The following is a 17432-nucleotide window of genomic DNA, read 5'->3' as shown; positions in this document are numbered from 1 at the left end:
CGCCCGAACTCGATCGCCACCGGCACGTTCGCCCGGAACTTCTCCGACTCCGCCCCCGGCACCGACAGCGCACCACGGTCGGGACCCGGCAACTGTCCCGCGTAGAAGTTCAGCCCCACCAACTGCGTTCCCGCGTCATTGAGCGCGTCACGCAGCGCATCCAGCTCCGACTGCTCCGGCACCGGGGCATCCACCCACGGCCACCACAGCTCCACCGCCGTGAAACCCGCCGCCGCCGCGGCCGCCGGCCGCTCCAGCAACGGAAGCTCGGTGAACAGAATCGACAGATTGACGTTGAAGCGCGTGTCCGAGAAAGCCATGAGGCCGGCGCTCCTTCCGGATAGCGGAACTTACTTTCTGCGTAACGGAACACTGCCTGTCGGGCTCAGAAGCTGTCAAGAGGGGCAGGGGGCAATTTCTGGTGGCGGAGCCCCCACCGCGCGTAGGTTGAGCGACGTGCGATTGAGAGTGGAGTTCACGACGGAGCCGTTCGACCTGGACGAGGCGCCGGCCCATGCGGTGGTGGCGCGGGACATCGTCACCGGCGCCGAGCTGGACGCCGTCGACGTCGGTCCGTTCGGCAACACGGCCGAAGGCGATGCCGATCAGGTGCTCGGCGCGGTGTCCGCGCTGCTGCGCGAGTCCCTGGGGGCGGGTGCCACCCGGGTCTCCTTGCAGGTCAACGTGATCGCGGAGGCTGACGGGGCCAAGGGGTCCGAGGGGAGCGCCACATGACGGAGCCCGCCGACCACCCGTTCGTCCAGGCGGTCAAGCCGCTGGTGGACGCCATGGGCGGACAGATGGTCACGCCCGACCTGGCCCAGGGCGACGATGTCGTGCTGACCTGGGAGGGCGAGGACCGCGTCGCGGTGCGGCTGCCGCACCTGTCGGATTCGCTGGACCACATCCTCGCCGAGTTGCAGCGCCGGCACGGCGTACCGCTGGCGGAGCTGGACCGCAAGACCAAGCAGTCCGTGGTCAGGATTCTGGAGGCCCGCGGGGCCTTCTCCGTGCGGCACGGCGTGGAGACGGTCGCCGGCGCCCTCGGCGTCAGCCGGTTCACCGTCTACAACTACCTGAACCGGGAGAACGCCGCGAAGGGCACGAACGCGCAGGTGGAAGGCGCGTAAGCCGGCAGACGCACCCGCCGGGCGGCGTTCCCGACAGGCGGTCGGCCCCCTTCCGGGGCTGGCCGCCTCGTCGTTTTCCCGAATGGCCCGAGCGGGATGCGAGGTGCGGCGGGGCGCCGGAGACTGGCCGCGTCCCGCGCCGGTCGGGAAACAGCCCCGGCCGGCGTCCGCGGGAGCCAACAGGAGGTCGTGATGGCGCCGGTGAACGAAGGCCCCTGCCAGATGATGAGGCGGTTGGCGAAGGAGCAGAGAGCGGAGATCGGGCGGACCGAGAAGCGGGTCGACGAGCTCCGGACGAAGATCGACGCCCTCCAGGCGCAGCCGGCACCGGATGCCGCGGCGATCGCGGCCCTGCGGCAAGCCGTCGAAACCCTGGAGAAGAAGGTGGAGGACGACCGCCTGTCCCTCTCGACGCTCGAGGACGTGATCACCGAGAACTGCTGACGGCCGTCCGTGCCATCCGGCTCCTGAAGAGCGAGAATGTCGCGAACGGTGCCGACCGGTGTGAAGCGTCCGTAAGTGCTGGTCCGAGCCCCGAAGCCGCCGTCCGGGTTATCCGGGCGGCGGCTTTTGTGTTGCCGACTTTTCAACAAAGTGTTGACGTGATGTTGCCGGGGGTCTTAGCTGTTTCCAGCCAAGCAGAGCTGTCCAGCACCAGGCCGCGGAGGCTTCCCGTGTCTTCGAGTTCGACCCCGGGTCTCACCCGGTTCAACACCGCCGACGACAGTACGGCGCAGGCCGCACTGCACGAGGTGTGTGCCAGCCGGGCATGGGGGAGCAAGATCCTCGCCCAGCGTCCGTACGCCACCACGGAGGACCTGTTCGTCGCGAGCGACGCCGCCATGGCGGAGCTGAGCGCGCAGGACCTGGCGGAGGCGATGGCCGGGCACCCGCCCATCGGCCGTCCGAAGCCGGGTGACCCGACGTCCTCCCGCGAACAGAGCGGGATGGCCGGCGCCTCCGACGCGCTCAAGGCCGAGATGCTCGAACTCAACCTGGCCTACCAGGAGAAGTTCGGTCATGTCTTCCTGATCTGCGCCTCCGGCCGTACCGGGGAGCAGATGCGGGACGCGGTCCGTAACCGGATCGACAACACGCCGGAACAGGAACGAGAGATCGTTCGTGTGGAGCTCGGCAAGATCAACCGCATTCGCCTGACCCGCATCGCGGAAAGCACAGAAGGAGAGGCAGCATGAGCAGCGAGACGGCCGCACCGACGTCGGTGTCCACGCACATCCTGGACACCAGCGTGGGCCGCCCCGCGGAGGGCGTCGCCCTCACGCTCTCGGTGCGCTCCGCAAGCGAGGGGGAGTGGACCGCCCACGGCGCGTCCAAGACCGACGCGGACGGGCGCTGCAAGGATCTGCCGGCCCTGCCGGAGGGCACCACCCACGTGCGCCTCGACTTCGCCGTCGAGGAGTACTTCGTACACCACAAGACCGACCAGCAAGCCGAGGAACAGCAGGACGCCCCCCGCGTAAGGGACAGCGGAGCTTTCTTCCCGGAGGTGGCGATCACCTTTGCCGTCACGCCGGGCGAGCACTATCACGTACCGCTGCTGCTCAACCCGTTCGGCTACTCCGTATACCGAGGGAGCTAGCACCGACATGCCCACGATTCTCGGCCAGAACCAGTACGGCAAGGCGGAAAACCGCGTCGTCAAGATCACCCGTGACGGCGACACGCACCACATCAAGGACCTGAACGTCTCGGTCGCGCTCTCCGGCGACCTGGAAGAGGTCCACCTCTCCGGCTCCAACGCCAACTGCCTGCCCACCGACACGACCAAGAACACCGTGTACGCCTTCGCCAAGGAGTACGGGATCGAGTCGGCCGAGCAGTTCGGCATCCACCTGGCCCGGCACTTCGTGACCAGCCAGGAGCCGATCAAGAAGGCGCGCATCCGCATCGAGGAGTACGCCTGGGAGCGGATAGCCACCGCAGACAGCAACTCCCGCTTCATCGGCTCCGACGAGGTCAAGCACTCCTTCGCCCGCAAGGGCCAGGAGACCCGCCTGACCGAGATCACCTACGACGGTGAGAGCTGGCAGGTCATCTCCGGCCTGAAGGACCTCGTCGTGATGAACTCCACCAACTCGGAGTTCTGGGGCTACATCAAGGACAAGTACACGACCCTCAAGGAGGCGTACGACCGCATCCTCGCCACCGAGGTATCCAGCCGCTGGCGGTTCAACTGGACCGACGACGAGCAGCGGATGCCCAACTGGGAGCGTTCGTACGAGCAGGTCAAGAAGCACATGCTGCAGGCCTTCGCGGAGACCTACAGCCTCTCCCTCCAGCAGACCCTGTACCAAATGGGTTCGCGCATCATCAACAACAGGTCCGAGGTCGACGAGATCCGCTTCTCGCTGCCGAACAAGCACCACTTCCTGGTGGACCTGGAGCCGTTCGGGCTCAAGAACGACAACGAGGTCTACTACGCGGCGGACCGCCCGTACGGCCTGATCGAAGCCACTGTTCTGCGCGACGGTGTCGAAGCCCGGATCCCGATGGATCTGACGAACCTCTAAACGGCTCCGACGCAGCGCCGTGCCTCGCGCCCCCTCCCCACCCCGCAGCGGGGAGGGGCGCGAATCCTGAGGGGAACGACCCATGGCACAGCATCCGCACGTTGAGCAACACCCCCCGCCGGTCCATCCGGTGGACGAAAAGCCGGCCGCCAAGCGGCTGATCCCCGCCGCCCTCCAGCACATCGCTGCGATGTACGCCGGCGTCGTCACCCCTCCGCTCATCATCGGCCAGGCCGTCGGCCTGGACGCCGCGGGCAGCACCCGGCTGATCGCCGCGAGCCTGCTCATCGCCGGCCTCGCGACGCTCCTGCAGACGCTCGGTGTCCGCGGGTTCGTCGGCAACCGGCTGCCGTTCGTCAACGCGGCGAGTTCCGCCGGCATCACCCCGATGCTCGCCATCGCCGAGACCACCGCCAAGGGTCACCAACTCCCCGCGATCTACGGTGCGGTGATGGTCGCCGGTGTGTTCTGCCTCGCGATCGGCCCGTTCTTCGGAAAGCTGCTCCGCTTCTTCCCGCCGCTGGTCACCGGCGTCGTGATCACCCTCATCGGGGTGACCTTGATGCCCGTCCCGGTGGGCTGGGCGCAGGGCGGCGACGCCGAGGCCGCCGACTTCGGCGACATGAAGTACCTCGCGCTGGCCGCCTTCACCCTCGTGGTGATCCTGCTCATCCAGCGCTTCACCCGGGGCTTCGTCAAGCAGATCGCGCTGTTGCTCGGCCTGGTCATCGGCACCCTCGCCGCGCTGCCCTTCGGCATGGCGAGCTTCGACGGGCTGCGCTCGGCGCCGATCGCCGCGCTGCCCACCCCGTTCTCCTTCGGTGCCCCCGAGTTCCAGCCCGCCGCGATCCTGTCGCTGTGCATCGTGATGCTCGTCCTGATGACCGAGTCGTCGGCCGGCATGCTGGCCCTCGGCGAGATCTGCGACCGCCGCACCACCGGCGCGACGATCACCCGCGGACTGCGTACCGACGGCCTGGCCACCCTCCTCGGACCGGTCTTCGGCGGCTTCCCGACCAGCGCCTTCGCGCAGAACGTCGGCGTCGTCTCGCTGACCCGGGTACGCAGCCGGTACGTCGTCGCGGTGGCCGGTGGCGCGCTGATCGTCCTCGGTGCCTTCCCGGTGCTCGGCGCGGTGGTTTCGCTCGTGCCGATGCCGGTACTGGGCGGCGCCGGTATCGTCCTGTTCGGGTCGATCGCGGTCAGCGGCATCCGTACGCTCGCCGAGGCCGGCCTCGACGACAGCTCCAACATCATCCTGGTGGCCGTGTCGCTCGGCGCCGGCATCATCCCGCTCGCCGCACCGACGTTCTACGCCGACTTCCCCGCGTGGGCGCAGACCGTCCTCGGCTCCGGGATCAGCGCGGGCGCGCTGGTCGCGGTCCTGCTCAACCTGTTCTTTCACCATCTCGGCACCCGGAGCACGCCACGGGCAGCGGTACTGTCAGCCGCCTCGCCCGGCTCCGGCACTCAAATCCCGTAGGGCCATGCCGTGCCCTCCCCAAAGGCTCCGACAGGCCCCAGGGGAATCTCCATGCCAGTACCGAAAGTAGGAAGCATCATGGCTGCATCGGCATCCCCTGACAGCGCGGTCGAGCGCATCGTCATCGACAATTGCGCCATCGCGACCGTCGACGCCCACGACACGGAGTACGCCACCGGTCACGTCGTCGTCGCCGGGAACGTCATCGAGTCGGTAGGCGCCGGCAAGGCCCCCGAGGGCCTGGCGAACGTCGTCCGCCGCATCGACGGCACGGGACACCTGGTCACCCCGGGCCTGATCAACACCCATCACCACTTCTACCAGTGGATCACCCGGGGCCTGGCCACCGACCACAACCTGTTCAACTGGCTGGTCGCCCTCTACCCGACCTGGGCGCGCATCGACGCCCCGATGCTCGCCGCGGCCACCCAGGGCTCGCTCGGCATGATGGTCAAGGGTGGCGTCACCACCGCCTCCGACCACCACTACGTCTTCCCGCAGGGCTCCGGCGACCTGGTGAGCGCCGAGCTCGCGGCCGTGGCCGAGATCGGCGCCCGCATCACCCTCGCCCGCGGCTCCATGGACCGCAGCGAGAAGGACGGCGGGCTGCCCCCGGACTTCGCCGTCGAGACCACCGAGGGCGCCCTCCTGGGCACCGAAGAGGCCATCGACAAGCACCACGACTCCTCCTTCGGCTCGATGGTGCACATCGCCGCCGCCCCCTGCTCGCCGTTCTCCATCTCCACCGAACTCCTGCGGGAGGGCGCGAAGCTCGCCCGCCGCAAGGGCGTGCGGATGCACACCCACGGCTCGGAGACGGTGGAGGAGGAGAAGTTCTGCCACGAGCTCTTCGGCATGGGCCCCACCGACTACTTCGAGTCGACCGGCTGGCTCGGTGACGACGTGTGGATGGCGCACTGCGTCCACATGAACGACTCCGACATCGCCGCCTTCGCCCGCACCGGCACCGGCGTCGCGCACTGCCCGTCCTCCAACGCCCGCCTGGCGGCCGGCATCGCCCGCGTCCCGGACATGCTCGCCGCCGGCGTCCCGGTCGGCCTCGGCGTGGACGGCACCGCCTCCAACGAGTCCGGCGAGCTGCACACCGAACTGCGCAACGCGCTGCTCATCAACCGCCTCGGCGCGCACAAGGAGGCCGCCCTCAACGCCCGCAAGGCGCTGCGGCTGGGCACCTACGGCGGCGCCCAGGTCCTCGGCCGGACGGCGGAGATCGGCTCCCTGGAGGCCGGCAAGCTCGCCGACCTGGTGCTGTGGAAGCTGGACGGCCTCGGCCACTCCTCCATCGCCGACCCGGTCACCGCGCTGGTCTTCGGCGCGGCCGCCCCGGTCACGCTGTCCCTGGTGAACGGCAAGCCGGTCGTCGAGGACAACCACCTGACCAACGTCGACGAGGACGCCATCGCCCGCACCGCGCGGGCCGAGGCGCAGCGTCTGGCCCGTATCGCCGCAGAGGGCTGATCCTTCCGTGGCCTTACCTCACAGACTCGGCCGGGAGGGACGGCTCCCGGCCGAGCTTGTGGATCCGAGCGGGATCCACAAGCGCCGGACCCCGGAGGTGCGGGGCTTCCCCTTGCACCTCCGGGCCGGTACCCCGCCCCACCGCCGGACCCGCGCCACAAGCGCAGCCGCACCGCAGTACCGCCCACGAGCGCGGCTTCTCGCACCACCGCACCACATCGCACGCCCTCCGTGAAAGCCTCGCGTCGCCGGTCTCGACGACGCAGAAATCGACAGGAGGCCCGCAGTGGCCGCAAACCTCGGGCAGAAGCCGGAGGGTGACCGGAAGCACCCGGTCGACGAGACCCTCCCGCCCTTCAAGATGTTCACCAGCGGCCTCCAGCATGTGGCCGCGATGTACGCGGGTGTGGTGGCCCCGCCGATGATCGTGGGACCGGCCTGCGGCCTGAGTCCCACCGAGACCGCGTTCCTGATGGGCGCCAGCCTCTTCACGGCGGGCATCGCCACGCTGCTGCAGACGCTGGGCTTTTGGAAGGTCGGCGCGAAGCTGCCGTTCGTCAACGGCGTCTCGTTCGCCGGTGTCACGCCGATGGTCGCCATCGGCAAGGCGGAGAGTCCCGAGAACGCGCTGCCGATCATCTTCGGCGCGGTGATCGTCGCCGGTGTGCTGGGCTTCGTGCTCGCCCCCTACTTCTCCAAGCTCGTACGGTTCTTCCCGCCGGTGGTCACCGGCACCGTCATCACCCTGATAGGCGTCTCGCTGCTGCCGGTGGCCTTCAACTGGTCCCAGGGCGGCAACGCGACCGCACCGGACTACGGTTCGCTGACGAATATCGGGATGGCGGCGCTGACCTTCCTGATCGTGCTGGTGCTGCGGCGGGTGTTGCGCGGCTTCCTCCAGCAGATCTCCATTCTGCTCGGACTGATAGCCGGCACCTTGATCGCGATACCCGTCGGCATCACCAACTTCTCCGCCATCACCGATGCCGACATCGTCGGCTTCCCGACGCCCTTCCACTTCGGTGCCCCGCAGTTCGAGATCGCCGCCATCGTCTCGATGTGCATCGTGATGCTGGTCTGTATGACCGAATCGACGGCGGACATGCTCGCCCTTGGCAAGATCGTCGACCGTCCGGCGGACGAGCGGACCATCGAGGGCGGACTGCGCGCCGACACCCTCGGCACCGCGATCAGCCCGCTCTTCAACGGCTTCGCCAACAGCGCCTTCGCCCAGAACATCGGCCTGGTCGCGATGACCAAGGTGCGCAGCCGCTTCGTCGTGGCGACCAGCGGCCTGATCCTGATCGTGCTGGGCCTGTGCCCGGTGGCCGCGTCGGTCATCTCGCTGGTCCCGCTGCCGGTCCTGGGCGGCGCCGGCATCGTGCTCTTCGGCTCGGTCGCGGCGAGCGGCATCCAGACGCTGGCGTCCGCGGCGATGGAGAAGGGCGAGAACGCGCTGATCGTCGCGGCGGCCGTCGGTATCGGCCTGATCCCCATCGCGGCGCCGGAGTTCTACCACGCCTTCCCCAAGGACATGCTGGTCGTCCTCGACTCCGGCATCAGCACCGGCTGCATCGTCGCCATCGTCCTGAACCTCGCCTTCAACCACTTCGGCGGCCGGGCGGACGCGGAGCCGGATCCGCTCGACGCGGAGGCCGGCGGTGGCCACGGCGAGGTGGAGATCCCGCCGCAGCCCCGCCGCGGTGACCAGGACTCGACCGAACCGGCGAGTGCCCCGGCGCACTGACGCGACGCGGCCAACGGCCCGTAAGGGAACGGCAACCACCGTTCCGTTACGGGCCGTTGGCCGTTGGCCTTTGGCCTTTGGGCACAGCGGGCACAGCGGGCGCGGTGCGGTCCCGCGGGCGGCGTCAGCCGATGTGGTAGCTGTCGCCGTAGACCTTCCAGTCGAGCGGCGTGTCCAGCGCGAGGTTGCCCTTGTCGAGGAACACCCGCTGCGCGGTGTCGACGCGGCTGGTGTCGCTGTGCGCCTCCTCCTGCTTCATCGCCCAGACCCGGGCGTCGAGGAAGGCGTTCAGGTAGGTCTTCTCGTCGCCGCCCTGGGCAGGCGGCTTCGCCTCGGCCAGGGCGCGCTCGCGGATGCTGGAGAAGCTGGTGCTGTCGTCGCCGTCCCCGTGCATCACGATCGCGTCGTAGTAGGCGAACTGGCCGAGCACCCCTACCCCGTCGGCCTTGCCCTGTTTGACCGCGGGGTTGAAGTAGACCCGGTCGCGCTCGTCGTTCTGCGCCTTTTGGAACTCGGGGTCGGCGGCGGCCTTCTTCCAGTCCGCGGTGTAGCCGGGGTCCAGGCCCTCGTGCGAGTCGCTGCCGTCGACCTCGCGCAGTGCGGGGAGATACTTGGCCAGGACGTTGCCCGGCTTGCGCTGGGTGTAGAGCTCGACGAGTTCCAGCATGTCGTGGGTGCCGGAGCAGAAGCCGATGATGCCGCCGGTGTAGCCGCGGCCGTCGCCGATGTCCTCGATGTACTTGTACTGCGCCTTCCAGTCCAGCGAGGAGTTCTCGGCGCTGGAGACCAGCTGCATGGCGATCTCCTTCTTCGCCGGGTCGTCGAGGCCGGCCGCGGCCCGTGCGTGGCGCGGCGCGGAGTGCGCCCCGGCAGGTGCCTCCTCGCCCGGGATCGTCGAGGCGGCGAAGGCCGTTGCCGGTACCGCGAGCAGGGCGATGCCGAGGGTGACGCGGACGGCAGTCCTGGGCATGGCTCTGGCTATCGATCGGATGCGCATGGAGTCCTCCGGTTCGGAGTGAGGCGTGGGGGGTCCACCAATCGTTAGGAAGCTTTCCTACCAGACTTGGTGAGGGACGTATACCCGTCAGGTGTTGCCAACTCGGCCCGCTTCAGGAGTCATTGGGAGCGTGCCGCGGGCGCGAAGGTCAGTTCCCGCCGCCGGGCCGCCAGACGTACGGCGTGGTCGTGGCGGCCGCGACCAGGCCGAGCCGGACGAGGATCGGGCGGCTGGTCTCCAGCGCGTCGACCTGGACGTAGCGAAAGCCCCGCCGCGCGGCGAGCGCGCCCCGCGCCCCGACCAGGGCCCGGTAGACGCCGTGGCCACGCCAGTTGGGCAGCGTGGAGCCGCCGCACAGTGAGGCGAAGTCGGTGCCGGTGTGGAAGCGGATCCAGGCGGCGCTCACCACCTCGCCGGCCAACGACTCGGCGACCAGGACGGTGCAGGGGTCGCCGGTGCCCGACACCCACTCCTGAAGTGCCGGCGGAAGCCAGCTCCAGTCGTCGCCCCAGACCTCTTCCGTGAGCACCCGGATGCGGTCGAAGTCGGCGGCAGTGGTCACCTCGCGCAGCCGTACCCCCTCCGGGAGCCGGGGCTCGGCCGCGACCTGCGCCGCCTCGCCGATGAGCACCGTCTCCGGCTCACCGGGGATGAAGCCGGCGGCCACCAGCCGCTCGGGGAGGTCGGTGGGCAGGTCATGGCCGTGGTACTTCCACTCGACCGGCTGCCCGAGCGCCGCGAAGTGATCGCGCTGGGCCGCGATGAAGGCGTCCAGTTCGCTGCCGTCCAGGCCGCCCAGGTCGCGGTAGAGGATCAGGCCGCCCTGCCCCGGATGGGCCTTGCGCAGGACCGGCCCGACGCGTGTGGCTCCCTGCCGCCCCGGCGCGAAACCGCGGGCGCGCAGCTGCTCGTCGTACGCGGCACGGTAGGCGGCCGCCCGTCTGTCGCTGGCATTGGTCGTCATCCGCGCCACTTCACCACACCGGGTGCGGTGCGGCGAGCGGATCGCCGGGTGCGTCGCAGGTGGGGGCGGGTGCCGCCGGGGCGGCCTGGCGCGCAACGGGCTGAACGGGGGGCCGGCACGGGCGCAACATCGCGGCGACTCAGCCCAGCAGCCCGGCGAGCAGCTGCCGGATGTCCGGGGCCGGGTCGAAATCCTCGTCCGGGAAAGCCAGTTGGTGCAGGACGACACCGTCGAGGTGGTCCAGCAGGATCCGGCCGTGCCGCTCCGGGTCGGACGAGCCGAACCGGCGTACCCACGCGGCACTCCAGGCCAGCACCGTCTCCCGCCCGCGGGAGAGGGGCGCTCGCAGTTCGGGACGGGCCGACGACTCCAGGAAGAGGGCGAAGCGCGCGGCGGTGCGGGCACGTCCAGGGCCGGTGATGTGCCGCGCGAACGCGGCCATCGCCTCGGCCAGCTCACCGAGGTCGGCCGGGGTGGCGCCCGCCGCGAAGGACTCCCACTCGCGCCGCTCCAGGGCCTGGAGGTGGTCGACGATGCCGTCGATCAGAGCGGTGCGGTTGCGGAAGTAGTTGGACGTGGTGCCGGTGGGGACGCGCGCGGCGCTGTCCACGGCCTGGTACGTCAGCCGCCGGGAGCCCTCGGCCCCCAGCACGTCAACGGCCGCGTCCAGCACCTGCTCCCGCCGTCGTGCCACGCCATCCGCCCTTCGCCGCGCTCGATCAACCCTGCTACTACAAACATAGTAGCGGGGGTGCGGGCGACCGCTGTGTGCATCCGAGGCGAAGGGCCGCCCGGATCGTGATGCGGTCACCGCGCCGTGGGTGGTGCCAACCCGCAAAGTCCCGGCAGACGTAGGGGGTTGGCGATCCGATGCCTGCTGTTTCCTGCCACCCCGTAGGTGGTTGCCGCGTCTCTGTGCCGGAATCGGTGCCCAGGCCGCCCGAGAAGTGAACCCGGTGGCGCGCTCCGGTCGCGGCGGCCGGTCCAGCGGCGTGGTTTACGGCGCTATGGCCGTTATACTGCATTGGCCCTGAAAGAGTGTCAATGTGCGCGCACCGACGGCGTCACGGAGAGGGGTCCGCGGTGAACCAGGAAGCCCATGGCCGCGGCGGTCGCGCCCGGAAGGGCGCCGCCGGACTGGAGACCACCGTCGACGCGCTGATGGACGGCGTGTGCGCCGACCTCAAGCGGCTCGCGGCCATCCCCTCGATCGCCTTCCCCGGCTTCTCGCCCGAGCCCGTCCTCCAGGCGCGCGACCTGCTCGTCGCCCTGCTGCGGGACGCGGGCGTGGCGGACATCGGCGAGCTGAACCTGCCCGGCACCGCGCCGGTCATCACCGCCACCATCCCGCCGCCGACCCCGGACGCCCCGACCGTTCTGCTCTACGGGCACTACGACGTGCAGCCGCCCGGCGACGAGCGGCACTGGACCTCGCCGCCCTTCGAGCCCACCGACATCGAGGGCGGCATCCGCGCCCGCGGCATCGCGGACGACAAGGCCAACCTCATGGTCCACATCGGCACCCTGCGCGCGTACGGGGGACGGCCCCCGGTCGGTATCAACATCATCTTCGAGGGCCAGGAGGAGTACGGCAGCGCCTTCGACCACTACCCGCCCACCGACCCCGGCCTGTTCGCCTGCGATGCGATGGTCATTGCCGACACGGGCAACATCCGCCCCGGCACCCCCACCCTCACCACCGCGCTGCGCGGCGCCGCCGAACTGCTCGTCGAGGCCCGCACCCTGCCCGCCGCCGTGCACAGCGGCCAGTACGGCGGCCCCGCCCCCGACGCGCTGCTCGTCCTCCTCAAGGCCCTCGGGACCCTCCACGACGTCCATGGCGATGTGGCCGTCGAGGGCCTGCGCCGCGAGCCGTGGACCGGCGCCACCCTGACCGACGACGAGTTCCGCGAGCTGGCCGGTGTCCCGCACGGAACACCGCTGATCGGCACCGGCAGCCTCGGCGAACGCCTGTGGTCCGGGCCGGCCATCACGGTCATCGGCCTGGACGCGCCGCCCGTCGCGGACGCCGCCTCCGCCGTCGTCCCCTACGCCCGCGCCAAGCTCAACCTGCGCGTCCACCCCCGGCAGGACCCCAAGGAAGCGCTCGCCGCGCTCGCCGGCCACCTGCGACGGCTGCGGCCCTTCGGCATCCCGCTCACCGTGACACCGGGCGAGGCGGGTCCCGGCTACGAGGCGGCCACCACCGGCCCCGCCTACCGTGCCGCCCGCACCGCGCTGCGCCGCGCCTGGGGCGCCGACCCCGTGCACTCCGCGAGCGGGGGCTCCATCCCGCTGGTCAACGGCCTGGCCGCGGCGGTGCCCGACGCCGAGATCCTGCTCTTCGGCGCCGAGGACAACCGGTGCAACCTGCACGGCCCCGACGAGCGCGTGCTGCTGTCCGAACTGCGCGGCGCGCTGCTCGCCGAGGCGGCCTTCCTCGCCGAGTACGCCGCGGCGTACCGTCCCGGAGGAGCCGTATGACGGAGCCGCGGACGCACGGCCCCGTGCCGCCCGCCGACGGACCCACCGCACCTCCCGCCCAAGAGCCGTCCGGCAAGCGGCGGTTCACCTTCCCCAGCGCGCTCACCGTGCTGGTCGCCGTCACCCTCGCCGTCTGGATCCTGGCGTTCGTCATCCCCACGGGCACCTACGAACGCGACGGCGACGGCAGCCCCGTCCAGGGCACCTACCACCGCGAGCGGTCCACCCAGAGCTTCCTCGACCGGCTCGACGACCTCTTCCTCGCCCCGGTCAACGGCCTGTACGGCGTCCAGGACGCCCGCACCGGGCAGGTCGGTCCCGATCTGAGCGGCGAACTGTACGGCAGCGCCGGAGTGTTCCTCTTCGTCCTGGCCATCGGCGCCTTCATCACCGTGGTGTTCGCCACCGGCGCCCTCGACCGCGGGATCGGCCGCCTCGCCCACCGCCTGCGCGACCGCGGTTCGCTGCTGATCATCGGCGTGATGGCGCTCTTCTCGCTGCTGGGCACCGTCGAGGGCTTCGCCGAGGAGACGCTGGGCTTCTACGGACTGATCGTGCCGTTGATGCTCGCGCTCGGCTTCGACCGGCTGGTGGCCACCGGCACGATCATTCTCGGCGCCGGCGTCGGGGTGCTGTGCTCCACCGTCAACCCGTTCGCCACCGGCGTCGCCTCCTCCGCCGCGGAGATCTCCCTGGGCGACGGCATCGCGCTGCGCTCCGCGATGTGGGTCGTGCTGACCGCGGTCACCATCGCGTACGTGGTCCGCTATGCGCGCCGGGTGCGTGCGGACCCCGGCCGCTCCCTGTGCGGCTTCCTGCCCGGGGACCGCGAGCAGGCGCAGACGACGGCGGGCGCGAAGGAGCCGCCCGCGCTGACCGGGCTGCACCTCACGGTCCTGGTGACGGTGGCCCTGGTCTTCGCCTTCATGATCTTCTCGGTGATCCCGTGGGCGGGCGCGCTCTCCGGGGACGCCGACGCCGAGCCGTACGGCTTCGAACTCGGCTGGTCCTTCCCGCAGTTGGCGGCCCTGTTCGTGGTGGCCGCGGTGCTGGTCGGGTTGCTCGCGCGGATGGGCGAGCAGAAGCTCAGCGCCACCTTCGTCCAGGGCGCGGCGGACTTCATCGCGCCCGCGCTGGTGATCGTGCTGGCCCGCGGGGTCACCGTCATCATGAACAACTCGAAGATCACCGACACCGTGCTGCACTCGATCGAGGGCGCCGTTTCCGGCACCCCGTCGGGGCTCTTCGGAATCATGGTGTTCGTGGTGAATCTGCCGCTGGCGTTCCTGATCCCGTCCACCTCGGGCCACGCCACGCTCGCGATGCCGATTCTCGCGCCGCTCGCCGACTTCGCGGGGGTGCCTCGGGCGGTGGTGGTGACGGCCTGGGGGGCCGCCAGCGGCTTGATGAACCTGTGGGTCCCCACCACCGCCGTCATCATGGGAGGCATCTCCCTGGCGAAAGTCGGCTACGACAAGTATCTGCGCTTCGTCTGGCCACTGCTGGCCGTCCTCTTCGCTCTCATCTGCGGCTTCGTGGCGCTGGGCGCGGTGATCGGCTGACCGCGGGTACGCGGTGGCCGGCGCGCGGGTGCGAGCGCCGCCGTCAGGCCCGGAGAGCGGGGCGTGGCCGGGGCGGGCGAGCGTGCCCGTCCGGTCAGAGGAAGGGGGTCGGCTCCGGAGCCGTCGGGCGGGGCTTGCAGGTGAAGCCGAGCTGCCGCAGCGCCCGGACGATCTCACCCGTGCTGAAGTCCCGGGGGTCCTGGCCGGTGACGATCCGGCCGACCTGCTTGACGGGGTAGGCGGTGGTGCCGACCACGACGGAGTCCCCGTCGATCGGCTCCGGTTCGACCGTGCTCATCTTCTGCTCCACCTCGCTCGCCTGGAGATAGAAGAAAACGCCGGCAATGGTGACGCGCATCATGCCTCAACAAAGGGTGAGCAGGAATGGAGCCCGAGACCTCAGCTTCTCATGAAACCGCGCGCCGGAAAGGCCCCGGCCGGTGCGGGCCGGGGCCTTTCGGCGTACCGGATCCGGCTTCCGCCGGACCCGGCGCGCATCAGCCGAGCAGCTCGTACGCGGGCAGCGTCAGGAAGTCCGCGTAGTCCGCGTCGAGCGCCACCTGGAGCAGCAGGTCGTGCGCCTGCTGCCACTTGCCGGCGGCGAAGGCGTCCTCGCCGACCTCGGCGCGGATGTCGGCGAGGGCCTTGGCGGCGACGGTGCGCACCAGCTCCGCGGTCGCCTTCTCGCCGTTCTCGAAGACCACGCCCGCGTCCACCCACTGCCAGATCTGCGAGCGGGAGATCTCCGCGGTGGCCGCGTCCTCCATCAGGCCGAAGATGGCGACGGCGCCCAGGCCGCGCAGCCATGCCTCGAAGTAGCGGGTGCCGACCTGCACGGCGTCGACCAGGCCCTGGTAGGTGGGCTTGGCCTTCAGCGAGTCGATCGCGATCAGGTCCGCGGCCTTGACGTCGACGTCCTCGCGCAGCCGGTCCTTCTGGTTCGGCTTGTCGCCGAGGACGGCGTCGAAGGAGGCGCGGGCGACGGGCACCAGGTCGGGGTGCGCCACCCAGGAGCCGTCGAAGCCGTCGCCGGCCTCCCGGTCCTTGTCGTTCTTCACCTTGGCCAGGGCCTGCTCGTTGGCGGCGGGGTCCCGGCGGTTGGGGATGAAGGCCGCCATGCCGCCGATCGCGTGCGCGCCGCGCTTGTGGCAGGTGCGGACGAGGAGTTCGGTGTACGCCCGCATGAACGGGGCGGTCATCGTCACCGCGTTGCGGTCCGGCAGGACGAACTTGGCGCCGCCGTCACGGAAGTTCTTGACGATGGAGAAGAGGTAGTCCCAGCGGCCCGCGTTCAGGCCGGAGGCGTGGTCGCGCAGCTCGTAGAGGATCTCCTCCATCTCGTACGCGGCGGTGATGGTCTCGATCAGGACGGTGGCGCGCACCGTGCCCTGCGGGATGCCGACGTAGTCCTGGGCGAAGACGAAGATCTCGTTCCAGAGGCGGGCCTCCAGGTGCGACTCGGTCTTCGGCAGGTAGAAGTACGGGCCCTTGCCGAGATCCAGCAGACGCTGCGCGTTGTGGAAGAAGTACAGGCCGAAGTCGACCAGCGCACCGGGGACCGTCTGGCCCTCGAACTGCAGGTGGCGCTCGTCGAGGTGCCAGCCGCGCGGCCGCATCACGACGGTGGCGAGCTCCTCGGCGGGCTTGAGCGCGTAGGACTTGCCGGAGCGCGGGTCGGTGAAGTCGATCCGGCGCTCGTAGGCGTCGATCAGGTTGAGCTGCCCGGTGACGACGTTCTCCCAGGTGGGAGCGGAGGCGTCCTCGAAGTCGGCGAGCCAGACCTTGGCGCCCGAGTTGAGCGCGTTGATCGTCATCTTGCGGTCGGTGGGGCCGGTGATCTCCACCCGGCGGTCGTCGAGCGCGGCGGGCGCGCCGGCGACCTGCCAGCTGTCGTCCGCGCGGATCTGCGCGGTCTCCGGGAGGAAGTCCAGCGTGCTGGTCCGGGCGATCTCGGCCCGGCGCTCGGCGCGGCGGGCGAGCAGCTCCTGGCGGCGCGGGGTGAACCGCCGGTGGAGCTCGGCCACGAAGGCGAGTGCGGCGTCGGTGAGGACCTCGCCCTGCCGTGCAGGGGTGTTGTCGGGGTCGACTTCGACGATGGCCAGCGGGGACGGCGCTGGTGCGGACATGAGCTGTCACTCCATTCAGCGGCGGTGCCTGGCGGCCGCCGGGACGCCCGAGCGGCACGGGGTGCCGCGGGCTCCGAGATACGGTCGCGGGCGCCGTTCGGGTTCAGGGCGCTTCTGACCAGTGGAGAGTAGTTTCCTTATCGCGGAACTTCAATGGTTTGTTGACATCGAGATTCTCCGAGTCGACAGAAGTCATGATCAAATGGCTCTGGGTGCCATGGCGGTCACTCTCGATTACTTGAAGCCCCCCGGTCGCCCGGCCCCTCCAGCCGGTGCAGGTCCTCCGGGGTGTCGATGTCGTACGCCTCGGCCACATCCGAGCACTCGACCAGCCGGATCGCCTCCGCATGCCGCTGGAGATAGGCCCGCGCCCCCCGGTCGCCCTCCGCGCTCGCCGCGATGTCCGCCCACCGCGCGGACCCGAAGAGGACGGGATGCCCCCGCCGCCCGCCGTACGCCGCGGCCGCCAGCGAGTCGGGGCCGTCGTACGCGGCCACCACCCGCGCCACCGCCGCGGCGCCGATCCCTGGCTGGTCCACCAGGGACACCACCACCGCATCCGCCTCCGACCCGGCCAGCGCCGTCAGCCCCACCCGCAGCGAGGAGCCCATGCCCTGCGCCCAGTCGGGGTTGTCGGAGGTGTCGTACGTCGTGAGGTCGGCGACCCGGCGCACCGTGTCCGCGGCCGCGCCCAGCACGATGTGCACCGGGCCGCAGCCGCCCTCCCGCAGGACCCGCGCGGCGTGCTCGACCAGCGGTCGCCCCCGGTGGTCCAGCAGCGCCTTGGGTCGCCCGCCCAGCCGCCGGCCGCCGCCCGCGGCGAGCAGCAGCCCGGCCACCTTCCCCCGGGGCGAGCGGTCGCCCCCCGCTGTCCGTGCCGTGATTCCCGGCTGTGCGGCCGGTGTTGTGGGTGCCATGGGACCTGCTTA

18 protein-coding genes are annotated in these 17432 nt (G+C 70.5%); 11 read left to right on the top strand and 7 right to left on the bottom strand.

Going from position 1 to position 17432, the window contains the following annotated elements:
- On the bottom strand, window positions 1–320 hold a 320-nt coding region (locus ACH4FH_RS09665), incomplete at its 3' end, for a TIM barrel protein (RefSeq protein WP_398555204.1).
- A gap of 136 nt (window positions 321–456) precedes the next feature.
- On the opposite strand from ACH4FH_RS09665, the gene ACH4FH_RS09660 reads away from it, so the two are divergent.
- The 9 genes from ACH4FH_RS09660 (at window position 457) to ACH4FH_RS09620 (ending at window position 8370) form a co-directional block, all read left to right on the top strand.
- Window positions 457–735, top strand: a complete 279-nt coding sequence (locus ACH4FH_RS09660) for a hypothetical protein (protein ID WP_398555203.1) — start codon at window positions 457–459, stop codon at window positions 733–735.
- Window positions 732–1130, top strand: a complete 399-nt coding sequence (locus ACH4FH_RS09655; RefSeq protein ID WP_398555202.1) for a helix-turn-helix domain-containing protein — start codon at window positions 732–734, stop codon at window positions 1128–1130. The genes ACH4FH_RS09660 and ACH4FH_RS09655 overlap by 4 nt, the downstream gene beginning before the upstream one ends.
- Window positions 1131–1322: 192 nt before the next feature.
- Window positions 1323–1574: a hypothetical protein gene (locus tag ACH4FH_RS09650; RefSeq protein WP_398555201.1), complete on the top strand. Its 252-nt coding sequence runs from the start codon at window positions 1323–1325 to the stop codon at window positions 1572–1574.
- Between the two features lie 230 nt (window positions 1575–1804).
- Window positions 1805–2326, top strand: a complete 522-nt coding sequence (uraD, locus tag ACH4FH_RS09645) for a 2-oxo-4-hydroxy-4-carboxy-5-ureidoimidazoline decarboxylase (protein WP_398555200.1) — start codon at window positions 1805–1807, stop codon at window positions 2324–2326.
- A complete protein-coding gene (gene uraH / locus ACH4FH_RS09640) occupies window positions 2323–2730 on the top strand; it encodes a hydroxyisourate hydrolase (RefSeq protein WP_398555199.1) in 408 nt (135 codons plus the stop codon). The genes uraD and uraH overlap by 4 nt, the downstream gene beginning before the upstream one ends.
- A gap of 7 nt (window positions 2731–2737) precedes the next feature.
- Window positions 2738–3661, top strand: coding sequence for a factor-independent urate hydroxylase (gene pucL, locus ACH4FH_RS09635; RefSeq protein ID WP_398555198.1), 924 nt, complete (start codon window positions 2738–2740; stop codon window positions 3659–3661).
- A gap of 82 nt (window positions 3662–3743) precedes the next feature.
- Complete coding sequence (locus ACH4FH_RS09630) at window positions 3744–5144, top strand: nucleobase:cation symporter-2 family protein (protein ID WP_398555197.1); 1401 nt, start codon at window positions 3744–3746, stop codon at window positions 5142–5144.
- Between the two features lie 78 nt (window positions 5145–5222).
- Entirely contained in the window at window positions 5223–6623 is a 1401-nt protein-coding gene (locus ACH4FH_RS09625; protein ID WP_398555196.1) for an 8-oxoguanine deaminase, read from the top strand.
- Between the two features lie 286 nt (window positions 6624–6909).
- Window positions 6910–8370 carry a nucleobase:cation symporter-2 family protein gene (locus tag ACH4FH_RS09620; protein ID WP_398555195.1) on the top strand — a complete coding sequence of 487 codons (1461 nt, stop codon included), beginning with the start codon at window positions 6910–6912 and terminating at the stop codon, window positions 8368–8370.
- Between the two features lie 124 nt (window positions 8371–8494).
- Here ACH4FH_RS09620 and ACH4FH_RS09615 read toward each other — a convergent pair whose 3' ends face one another.
- The 3 genes from ACH4FH_RS09615 to ACH4FH_RS09605 form a co-directional block, all read right to left on the bottom strand.
- A complete protein-coding gene (locus ACH4FH_RS09615) occupies window positions 8495–9367 on the bottom strand; it encodes a chitosanase (RefSeq protein WP_398555194.1) in 873 nt (290 codons plus the stop codon).
- A gap of 148 nt (window positions 9368–9515) precedes the next feature.
- Complete coding sequence (locus ACH4FH_RS09610) at window positions 9516–10331, bottom strand: GNAT family N-acetyltransferase (protein WP_398555193.1); 816 nt, start codon at window positions 10329–10331, stop codon at window positions 9516–9518.
- A gap of 139 nt (window positions 10332–10470) precedes the next feature.
- Window positions 10471–11025: a TetR/AcrR family transcriptional regulator gene (locus tag ACH4FH_RS09605; protein ID WP_398555192.1), complete on the bottom strand. Its 555-nt coding sequence runs from the start codon at window positions 11023–11025 to the stop codon at window positions 10471–10473.
- 389 nt (window positions 11026–11414) lie between these two features.
- Between ACH4FH_RS09605 and ACH4FH_RS09600 the strand changes: the two genes are divergently transcribed.
- Window positions 11415–12815, top strand: a complete 1401-nt coding sequence (locus ACH4FH_RS09600) for a M20/M25/M40 family metallo-hydrolase (protein WP_398555191.1) — start codon at window positions 11415–11417, stop codon at window positions 12813–12815.
- Window positions 12812–14377, top strand: a complete 1566-nt coding sequence (locus ACH4FH_RS09595; protein WP_398555190.1) for a YfcC family protein — start codon at window positions 12812–12814, stop codon at window positions 14375–14377. Before ACH4FH_RS09600 ends, ACH4FH_RS09595 begins: the two co-directional genes overlap by 4 nt.
- Before the next feature lie 94 nt (window positions 14378–14471).
- Here the strand turns inward: ACH4FH_RS09595 and ACH4FH_RS09590 are convergent, their stop codons facing one another.
- The 3 genes from ACH4FH_RS09590 to ACH4FH_RS09580 all read right to left on the bottom strand — a co-directional run bounded on the left by ACH4FH_RS09590 (window position 14472) and on the right by ACH4FH_RS09580 (window position 17342).
- Window positions 14472–14735 (bottom strand): SCO5918 family protein, encoded by a 264-nt coding sequence (locus ACH4FH_RS09590; protein WP_398555189.1) that lies wholly within the window; start codon window positions 14733–14735, stop codon window positions 14472–14474.
- A 139-nt stretch (window positions 14736–14874) separates the two neighbouring features.
- Window positions 14875–16503 carry a malate synthase A gene (aceB, locus tag ACH4FH_RS09585; protein ID WP_398555188.1) on the bottom strand — a complete coding sequence of 543 codons (1629 nt, stop codon included), beginning with the start codon at window positions 16501–16503 and terminating at the stop codon, window positions 14875–14877.
- A 224-nt stretch (window positions 16504–16727) separates the two neighbouring features.
- Window positions 16728–17342 (bottom strand): NTP transferase domain-containing protein, encoded by a 615-nt coding sequence (locus tag ACH4FH_RS09580; protein ID WP_398555229.1) that lies wholly within the window; start codon window positions 17340–17342, stop codon window positions 16728–16730.
- Window positions 17343–17432 lie beyond the last annotated feature (90 nt).

Source organism: Streptomyces sp. NPDC017993 (genome assembly GCF_044328065.1).
Classification (GTDB): domain Bacteria; phylum Actinomycetota; class Actinomycetes; order Streptomycetales; family Streptomycetaceae; genus Streptomyces.
The sequence above is the reverse complement of the archived record's forward strand: the minus strand, read 5'-3'. Positions and strand labels throughout refer to the sequence as shown.